The sequence below is a fragment of the Streptomyces sp. NPDC040410 genome, from assembly GCF_055595715.1.
The window spans coordinates 1-10,366 of record NZ_JBVIVK010000048.1; the positions used below are offsets into that span (position 1 = coordinate 1).

Annotated in this window: 2 protein-coding genes; both read right to left on the reverse strand. The window is 73.9% G+C overall.

From position 1 onward, the window contains the following. On the reverse strand, positions 1–6,026 hold a 6,026-nt coding region (locus ACZ562_RS38050), incomplete at its 3' end, for a type I polyketide synthase (protein WP_471189236.1). Positions 6,027–6,097: 71 nt separating this feature from the next. Then, positions 6,098–10,366 (reverse strand): type I polyketide synthase (locus tag ACZ562_RS38055; protein ID WP_471189239.1); only part of this gene is annotated, 4,269 nt, incomplete at its 5' end.

A 10,366-nucleotide genomic window follows, 5' to 3' on the forward strand; every position in this document is an offset into this window, starting at 1 on the left:
ACGCCTTCGCCCCAGCCCGTGCCGTCGGCACCGGCCGCGAACGCCTTGCACCGGCCGTCGGGCGACAGCCCGCGCTGCCTGCTGAACTCCACGAAGACCGTCGGGCCGGCCATGACCGTGACGCCGCCGGCCAGCGCCATCGTGCACTCGCCGCCCCGCAGGGCCTGGACGGCGAGGTGCAGGGCGACGAGCGACGAGGAGCAGGCCGTGTCGATCGTGACGGCGGGGCCCTCAAGGCCGAAGGCGTAGGCCACACGCCCGGAGGCGACGCTGCCGGAGCCTCCGGTGGTGAGCAGGCCCTCGACGCCCTCGGGCAGTTCGCGCGGGCCCTGGCCGTAGTCGTGGTACATCAGGCCGGTGAAGACACCGGTCCTGCTGCCCCGGATCGTCGCCGGGTCGATCCCGGCGCTTTCGAACGCCTCCCAGGACGCCTCCAGCAGCAGTCGCTGCTGCGGGTCCATCGCCAGGGCCTCGCGGGGGCTGATGCCGAAGAAGCCGGCGTCGAACTCGGCCGCGTCGTGCAGGAAGCCGCCGTCGCGGGCGTAGGTCTTGCCGAGGCGCTCGGGGTCGGGGTCGTAGAGCCCGTCGACGTCCCAGCCGCGGTTGTCCGGGAACCGGGAGATGCCGTCCCGGCCGGAGGCCACCAGCCGCCACAGGTCCTCCGGCGAGCGCACCCCGCCCGGGAGGCGGCAGCTCATGCCGACAATGGCGATGGGCTCGTCGGCGGCGGCCGCGGTCTGCCGCGCCGGGGTCGCGGGCGTGGCGGCCGGGACCTCGCCGAGGAGTTCGGTGCCGATGTGCCGGGCGAGGGCGGCGGGGGTGGGGTGGTCGAAGACGAGGGTGGCAGGCAGGCGCAGGCCGCCGGCCGTGGACAACCGGTTGCGCAGCTCCACGGCCGTCAGCGAGTCGAAGCCCAGGTCCTGGAACGTGTGCGCGGGCTGTACGGCCCGGGGCGAGGAGTGCCCCAGCACGGCGGCGACCTCGGCCCGGACCAGTTCCAGGAGGGTCTCGTCGCGCTCGTCGCCGGCCAGCCCGGCGAGGCGTTCGGCCAGGGATCCGGTGGCGGCGCGCTGGGCGGTGCCGCGCATGGAGACGCGGACGAGTCCGCGCAGCAGGGCCGGTACGGTTCCTGCGGCCCGGTTCCGCAGGGCGGCGGTGTCGAGGCGGACCGGTACGAGCACGGGCTCGTCCGAGGCGAGTGCCGCGTCGAACAGCCGCAGGCCGTCCTCGGTGGAGAGCGGCAGGACACCGGAGCGCGCCATCCGCGACCTGCCCGCCTCGTCGAGGGCGTCGGCCATGGCGCCCTCCTGCTCCCACAGGCCCCACGCCAGCGAGACCGTGGGCCGCCCCTGGGCGCGGCGGTACCGGGCGAAGGCGTCGAGGAAGGCGTTGGCCGCGGCGTAGTTGCCCTGGCCGGGGTTGCCGAAGACGCCCGCGGCGGAGGAGAACAGTACGAACGTCGTGCTCTCGCCGGTGAGCTCGTCCAGGTTGAGCACGGCGTCGGCCTTGGGCGCGAGGACGGCGCCCACGCGCTCCGGGGTCAGCGCGGCGATCACGCCGTCGTCGAGCAGGCCGGCGGTGTGCACGACGGAGTCGACCGGGGTGGCGGCCAGCAGCCGGGCGAGGGCGTCACGGTCGGCGAGGTCGCAGGCGGCCCACGTCGCTTCGGCGCCGAGCGCCGCGAGTTCGCCTTTCAGCTCCGCGGCGCCCGGGGCGTCCGCGCCGCGGCGGCTGACGAGCAGCAGCCGGCGCACGCCGTGTCCGGTCACCAGGTGACGAGCGAGGGTTCCGCCCAGCGCGCCGGAGGCGCCGGTGAGCAGCACGGTGCCGAGGCGGGAGGCGGCGCCCTCGGCGAGGGCGGATTCCGCTTCGTCCGCAGGGCCGGTGGCCGCGTCCGCCGTTGCCGGGGAGGCGGCGCGGGCCAGGCGCGGTGCGCCGGCCGCCCCTTCGCGGACGACGACGTGGGGCTCGCCGGACAGCACGACGCCGGGCACGAGCACGGCCGCCTCGTGCGGGCGGTCGGTTTCGAGCAGCACGATCCGGCCGGGGTTCTCCGCCTGGGCCGAGCGCACCAGTCCGGCCGCCGCGGCGTGCGCGAGGTCGTCACAGCGCGCCACCAGCACGAGGCGCGACGTCCGGTCCTCGGCGAACCAGCGCTGAACCAGCGCCAGCACCTCGGTGGTGACCGCACGGACCCGCTCGGCCTCGGTCGCCCCGTCCGGGCCGTCGGGGCACGGGACCACGACCACGTCCGGCTGCGACGACCCGTCGGCCTCAGCCAGTGCGGCGATGTCCGCGACGTACGCGACCGCGGTCCCGTCCGCGTCGTCGGAAGGCAGGGGGAGCGGCGCCCGCTCGACGGTGAACAGCGCGTCACCGGAGCGCTCACGGAGCTGCTCGGCCGACACCGCGCGCAGCGTCAGCGACTCGACGGACGCCACCGGCTCGCCGGCGCCGTCGGCCACCAGCAGGGACACCGCGTCCGTACCGGCCTGCGCCAGCCTGACCCGTACGGTGGACGCGCCCATGGCGCGCACGGACACTCCGGAAAAGGCGAACGGCAGGAGCGGCCCGTCCGCCTCGGCAAGGAGCGAGCCGCCCGCACCGCCCGCGCCGATCGCGTGCAGCGCCGCGTCCAGGAGAGCCGGGTGCAGGAGGAAGGAACCGGTGTCCGTGCCGTCGGGGAGGGCAACCTCCGCGAAGACTTCCTCGCCCGCGCGCCAGGCGTTCCGCAGTCCACGGAACGCCGGTCCGTAGGCCAGGCCGAGGGCGGCCAGCCGGTCGTAGAAGCCGTCGAGGCCGACAGGCTCGGAGCCCGCCGGCGGCCACACCGTGAGCGCCCGGTCGGCAGCCGAGGCGCCCGCCTCTCCCGACCCTTCGGTGACCAAGCCGGTCGCGTGGCGGAGCCACGGCAGGTCGGCGTCGTCCTCGGGGCGCGAGTGCACCGTCAGCGGCCTGCGGCCGGTGCCGTCGGCCGCGCCGACCCACACCTGAACCGCGACGCCGCCCTGCTCGGGCACCACCAGCGGCGCTTCGAGCGTGAGGTCCTCCAGCAAGTCGCAGCCGGCTTCGTCGGCGGCGCGCACGGCCAGTTCGACGAACGCGGTGCCCGGCAGCAGCACGGTTCCGAGCACGGCGTGGTCGCTCAGCCACGGGTGCGTGCGCCGGGACAGCCGGCCGGTCAGCAGCCGCTCGTCGCCGCCGGCCAGGGAGACGGCGGCGCCCAGCAGCGGGTGGTCGGCCGAGCCCAGGCCGGCGGCGCGGACGTCACCGGGAGTGGCTGGTAAGGCGTCGAGCCAGTAGCGCTCGTACTGGAAGGCGTAGGTGGGCAGGTGGACGCGGCGGGCGCCGGGGAAGAAGGCGTGCCAGTCCGGGGAGACGCCGTGCGCGTGCAGTTCGGAGACGGCGGCGACGAGTGCGGCCCGCTCGGGGCGGTCGGCGCGCAGGGCGGGCACGGTGACCACGTCGCCGTCCAGGCAGCCCTGGGCGAGGGCGCTCAGCACGCCCCCCGGGCCGATCTCGACGAACGTCGTCACGCCCAGGTCGTTCAGAGTCCGGACGCCGTCGGCGAAGCGGACCGCCTCGCGGACGTGCCGGACCCAGTACTCCGGGGTGTACGGCTCGGCCAGGCGGCCGGTGAGGTTGGAGACCACCGGAATGTGCGGCTTCTCGAAGGTCAGCCCGCGGACGACCTGGGCGAACTCCTCGAGCATGGGGTCCATCAGCGGCGAGTGGAACGCGTGACTCACCTTCAGCCGGGAGGACTTGCGGCCCTGCTTCCGGAAGACCTCGGCGATCGCGGTGACCGCGTCCTCGGCTCCGGAGACCACGACGGACCGCGGACCGTTGACCGCCGCGATGCCGACGCCGTCGGTGAGGTGCGGAAGGACTTCGTCCTCGGTGGCCTGGACAGCGGTCATTGCACCGCCGGCGGGCAGGGCCTGCATGAGGCGAGCGCGGGCGGACACCAGCTTCGCCGCGTCATCAAGCGACAGGACCCCGGCCACGTGCGCGGCCGCGATCTCGCCGACCGAGTGACCGGCCACGTAGTCCGGCCGGATGCCCCACGATGCCAGGAGACGGAACAGCGCCACCTCGACCGCGAGGAGTGCGGGCTGGGCGGCGCCGGTGCGGTGCAGTTCTTCCGAGTCGACGTCGACCGCGGCGTCGAGGTGCTCGCAGACCTCGTCGTACGCGGCGGCGAACGCCGGGTAGGACGCGTACAGCCCGCGCCCCATGCCCGCGCGTTGCGATCCCTGGCCGGAGAAGAGGAACCCCACGCGCCCGCCGGTGCCGGAGAGGCCGCGCGCGACGCGCGGGGCCGGGGAGCCGGAGACCACGGCCCGCAGCCCCTCGGCGAGTTCCGCCGACGTCTCGCCCTGGACCACCGCGCGGTGCTCCAGGGCCGTGCGCGTCGTGGCGAGCGAGAACGCCACGTCTGGCGGGGGGACTTCGGCGTCCGTGCGGGACAGCAGGCGTTCGGCCTGTGCGCGCAGGGCCTCCTCGGTCTTGCCGGAGATCACCCACGGCACCGGTCCGCCCTCGGCCGGGCGCGCCGTCTCCGGGACGACGGCCTCGGCACTCTCCGCGCCTTGCTCCGGCGCTTCCGGGGCCTGGTCGTCCTGTGCGAACGCTTCGGCCGACGGGGCTTCCTCGATGATCGTGTGCGCGTTGGTGCCGCTGATCCCGAAGGAGGAGATGCCGGCCCGGCGCGGCTGGTCCGACGCCGGCCAGGGCGTGCGCTCGGTGAGCAGCCGTACGGTGCCCGCCGACCAGTCGACGTGCGGGGACGGCGCGTCGACGTGCAACGTGCGCGGCAGTTCGCCATGACGCATGGCCATGACCATCTTGATGACGCCCGCCACACCGGCCGCGGCCTGGGTGTGGCCGATGTTGGACTTGATCGAGCCCAGCCACAGCGGCTTGCCGTCGGGACGGCCCTGCCCGTACGTCGCGAGCAGCGCCTGCGCCTCGATCGGGTCGCCGAGCCGGGTGCCCGTGCCGTGCGCCTCCACCGCGTCGACCTGTGCGGTGGTCAGCTGGGCGGCGGCCAGGGCCTGGCGGATCACCCGCTGCTGGGAGGGGCCGTTGGGGGCGGTCAGGCCGTTGGACGCGCCGTCCTGGTTCACGGCGGAGCCCCGGATGACCGCGAGGACCTCGTGTCCGTTGCGGCGGGCGTCCGAGAGGCGCTCCACGAGCAGCAGGCCGGCGCCCTCGCCCCAGCCGGTGCCGTCGGCACCGGCCGCGAACGCCTTGCAGCGGCCGTCGGGTGCCAGTCCGCGCTGGCGGCTGAAGCCGACGAAGGTGGCGGGGCCGACCATCGCGGTGACGCCGCCCGCCACGGCCAGCGAGCACTCGCCGTTGCGCAGCGACTGGACGGCCAGGTGCAGGGCCACCAGGGACGACGAGCAGGCCGTGTCGACGGTGACGGCCGGGCCTTCGAGGCCGAAGGTGTAGGCCACACGGCCGGAGGCCACGCTGCCCGAGGTGCCCGTCCCCAGGTAACCCTCCAGGTCCTCCGGGGAGTTCTGGAGGGCGGCGAGGAACTCGTGGTTCATCACGCCGGCGAACACGCCGGTCCTGCTCCCCGCAAGCGAGGCGGCATCGATACCGGCCCGCTCGAAGAGCTCCCACGACGTCTCCAGCAGCAGCCGTTGCTGGGGGTCCAGGGCGAGCGCCTCGCGGGGCGAGATCCCGAAGAGACCGGCGTCGAACCGCGCCAGGTCGCGCAGGAACGCGCCCTCGCGGGCGTAGCTGGTCCCGCGGGACTCCGGGTCCGGGTCGTAGAGCGCGTCCAGGTCCCAGCCGCGGTCGGCGGGGAACTCAGAGACGGCGTCGCGGCCGCCTGCGACCAGCTCCCACAGGTCCTCGGGCGAGTCGACCCCTCCCGGGTAGCGGCAGCTCATCCCGATGATGGCCACCGGCTCCCCGGCGGCGTCCTCGTAGTCACGAAGGCGCCGCCGGGTCTCCTGGAGATCTGCGGTGACTCGCTTCAGGAAATAGCGGAGCTTGTCCTCGTTCGCCACCGAAATCGTCCCTCACCCCTGCGAAGACTTACCGGAATTCGGCAAGGGGTCACCGGGACGCGCCGGAGCGGTCAGGAAATCCCGAATTCCTTGCCGAGCAGATCGAATACTTCGTCGTCCGTGGCCGATTCCAGATTGCTGCCGCCCATACCAGGGCCTTCCTGGGCCGGCGCCTTGCCGAATTCACTGGCAATCGCCAATACGGTCTGGAGCTTTGACAGGATCCGGTCGCGAGCTTCACTCTCTGACAACTTCGTGACCAATTCTTGTTCGACCCTGTCCAGGTCGGCAAGTAGGGAATCCACTAGGGCCGGTTCGGCCGCCCCCGCCGTCTCCGTGAGCACGTGACGGGCCAGGAGAGCGGGTGTCGGGTAGTCGAAGACCAGCGTCGCGGGAAGCCGCAGACCGGTGGCCTTGTTCAGCCGGTTGCGCAGTTCGACGGCCGTGAGGGAGTCGAAGCCCGAGTCCTGGAAGGCGTGATCCGGCCGGACCGTACGGTCCGGCGCGTGCCCCAGGACCGCAGCCACCTCGGCCCGGACCAGGTCCAGCACGGTCTTCTCCCGCTCGGCCTCCGGCAGCCCCTCCAGACGCTCGGCCAGCGAGGGCGCGGCGGCGGTCTGCGCGGTCCTCCGGGCGGCCGCGGCCGGCACGAGGGCGCGCAGCACCGGCGGTGCCTCACCGGCGCGCAGCGCGCCGGTGTCGATGCGGACCGGGGCGAGTACCGCCTCGTCCGAAGCCAGTGCCGCGTCGAACAGCCGCAGCCCCTCCTGCGGCGGCAGCGGCTGCACGCCGCTGCGCGCCATCCGCGCCCGGTCGGCCTCGGCGAGGCCGTCCGTCATCGCACCGGACTGTTCCCACACACCCCATGCCAGCGATGTGGCGGGCAGCCCCTCACGGCGCCGGTGCGCCGAGAAGGCGTCGAGGAAGGAATTCGCCGCCGCGTAGCTCGCCTGACCGGCGCTGCCGACCATGCCGGCGACGGACGAGAACACCACGAAGGCGGTCAGGCCCATTTCCCGGGTGCAGTCGTGCAGGTTCAGCACGGCGTCCACCTTGGGGCGGAAGACCTCCCTCATCCTCTCCGGTGTGACCGAGGCGACGACCCCGTCGTCGAGGACACCCGCGGTGTGCACGACGGCCGACAGCGAATGCTCGCCGAGCCCGTCCAGCATTCCGGATACGGCATCCCTGTCCGCGACGTCGCAGGCCGCCCAGGTGACCTCGGCACCCCATGCGGCCAGTTCGGCCCCCAGCTCGGCCACACCGGGTGCGTCCGCGCCCCGGCGGCTCGCCAGCAGGAGCCGGCGCACCTTGTGCTCGGACACCAGGTGCCGCGCGACGAGCGCGCCCAGCGACCCGGAGGCACCGGTCACGAGGACGGTGCCGTCGGCGAGGGCCGGCCGGTCGCCGGCGGCTGCCCCGGTGGCCTTCACCAGGCGCGGTACGAAAACCTCCGCGTCGCGGACCGCGAACTGCGGCTCACCGGCAGCGAGCGCGGCGGGCAGCACACGGACCGCCTCGTCGGTGTCCTCGGCCTCCACCAGCACGATCCGGTCCGGGCTCTCCGACTGCGCAGACCGCACGAGCCCCCACACCGCAGCATGAGCCAGATCACCCGGACGCGTCACCAACGCCAAACACCCCGCACGCTCCTCCGCCAACCACCACTGCACCAACGCAAGAACCTCACTCGCGATGCCGTGCACGCGGTCGGCGGTCTCCGTACCGGACCCCGCCGGGCACGGAACGACCGCGACCACCGCGACATCGGGAAGGGCCGGCTCGGCGGACAGAGCGGCCAGGTCCGCGTAGCTCCGTACGTCGAGGCCGGCGGCAGCGTCAGTCTCCGTGAGGGCCGCGGGCTGCCATGCGAGGCCGAACAGCGAGTCGACGGCACGCCTGCCGGAGCCGCCCGCCGCGAGCAGTTGCTCACGCGACACCGGCCGCAGCGACAGTGAGCCGGCCGTGGCCACCAGTGCGCCCGAGGCGTCGGCCACGGTCAGCGACACCGCGTCCGTACCCGTGCGAGAGACCTTGACCCGCAGCGCCGTCGCCCCCGCGGCACGCACACCCACCGCGGACCAGGCGAAGGGCAGCAGCGGCCCGTCGACGACGGGGACGAGCCCGCCCGCGCCGATCGCGTGGAGCGCCGCGTCCAGCAGCGCCGGATGAACGGCGAACGCGCCCGCCTCCGTGCCCTCGGGGAGGGCGACCTCGGCGAGGACGTCGTCCCCGCTGCGCCACACCGACCGCAGGCCGCGGAAGACCGGGCCGTAGCCCAGGCCGAGTCCGTCCAGGCCCTCGTAGAACCCGGTCAGGTCGACGGCCTCCGCACCCGCCGGCGGCCACGCGCCGAGGTCCGCGCGGTGCGGCGGCTCGGGCAGCGCGTCCGTCAGGAAGCCGACCGCGTGCCGCACCCACGGCGCGTCGTCCGGGGCGTCCTCCAGTCGCGAGTGCACGCTCAGCGCGCGCCTGCCCGGCTCCTCCTCGGCCCCGACCCACACCTGCACGGCCACACCGCCGCGGTCCGGGATGACCAGCGGTGCTTCCAGCGTCAGGTCCTCGACCTGTGCGCAGCCGGCCTCGTCGCCCGCACGCACCGCCAGCTCCACGAGCGCGGTACCCGGCAGCAGCACGCTGTCCATGACCGTGTGGTCGGCGAGCCAAGGGTGCGTCCTGAGCGACAGCCGCCCGGTGACCAGGAACCCGCCGGCGCCGGGCAGCGCGACCGCCACACCGGCCAACGGGTGCTCCGCCGCACCCAGCCCGAGTCCGGTGGCAGCGGCCCTCCCGGTGAACTCCTCGGGCGCTTCCAGCCAGAAGCGCTCGTACTGGAAGGCGTAGGTCGGCAGGTCGACACGCCGGGCGCCCGGGAAGAGCGCCTGCCAGTCCGGGGAGACGCCATGGGCGTGCAGCTCGGCGAGCGCGGTGACGACGGCCTGCGGCTCGGGGCGGTCGGTCCGTACGACGGGGACGGTGACGATGTCACCGTCGAGGCACCCCTGGGCGAGGGCGCTGAGGACGCCGCCGGGGCCGATCTCGACGAAGGTCGTCACACCCAGCTCGTACAGGGTCTGGATGCCGTCGGCGAAGCGCACCGCCTCGCGGACGTGCCGCACCCAGTACTCGGGGGTGTACGTCTCGGCCAGGCGGCCGGTGAGGTTCGAGACCACCGGGATCCGCGGCTCACTGAACGTCAGACCGCGAACGACGTCCGCGAACGCCTCCAGCATCGGGTCCATCAGCGGCGAATGGAACGCGTGACTGACCTTCAACCGGGAGGTTTTGCGGCCCTGTTGGGTGAAGACCTCGGCGATCTCCAGCACGGCATCCTCGGCTCCGGAGACCACGACCGACCGCGGGCCGTTGATCGCCGCGATACCCGCCCTGTCGGTCAGATGCGGCAGCACCTCGTCCTCGGCCGCCTGGACCGCCACCATCGCACCACCCGCGGGCAGCGCCTGCATCAACGCGGCACGCGCCGACACCAGCTTCGCCGCCTCCTCAAGCGACAACACACCCGCCACATGCGCAGCCGCGATCTCACCCACCGAATGACCGGCCACATAGTCCGGCCGGACACCCCACGACTCCAGCAGCCGGAACAGCGCCACCCCGACCGCGAACAACGCCGGCTGCGTCGAACCCGTCTGATGAAGCGATTCCGCATCTACGTCGACGGGCGCGTCCAGATGCGCGCACACCTCGTCATACGCCGCAGCGAACACCGGGTAAGCCGCGTACAGCTCGCGCCCCATGCCGATCCGCTGCGAGCCCTGACCCGAGAACAGGAACCCGGTCTTGCCCCCGGTTCCCGGTTCACCCCGGACGACCCGGGTGGACGGGGACCCTGCGGCCAGCACGCTGAGCCCTTCGAGGAGTTCGTCCCGGTTCTCCCCCACCACGGCAGCTCGGTGTTCCATGGCCGAGCGTGTGGTGGCGAGCGAGAAGCCGATGTCGGCCGAGTGCAGGTCCGTGTGCGGGGCCAGGGACAGCAGGCGCTCCGCCTGTGCCCGCAGCGCCGCCTCCGTCCTGCCCGACAGCACCCACGGCACGACCGGGCCGGCGCCGGGCGCGGGCGGCAGCTCCGCCGAAGCGGGAGCCTGCTCGACGATCACGTGGGCGTTGGTTCCGCTGATACCGAAGGACGACACGGCGGCACGGCGCGGCGCGTCGGTCACCGGCCACTCCACGGCCTCGGTCAGCAGCCGTACCGCGCCCGCCGACCAGTCCACGTGCGGCGTCGGCTCGTCCACATGCAGGGTCGGCGGCAGCACGCCGTGCCGCATCGCCATGACCATCTTGATCACACCACCGACACCCGCAGCCGCCTGCGAATG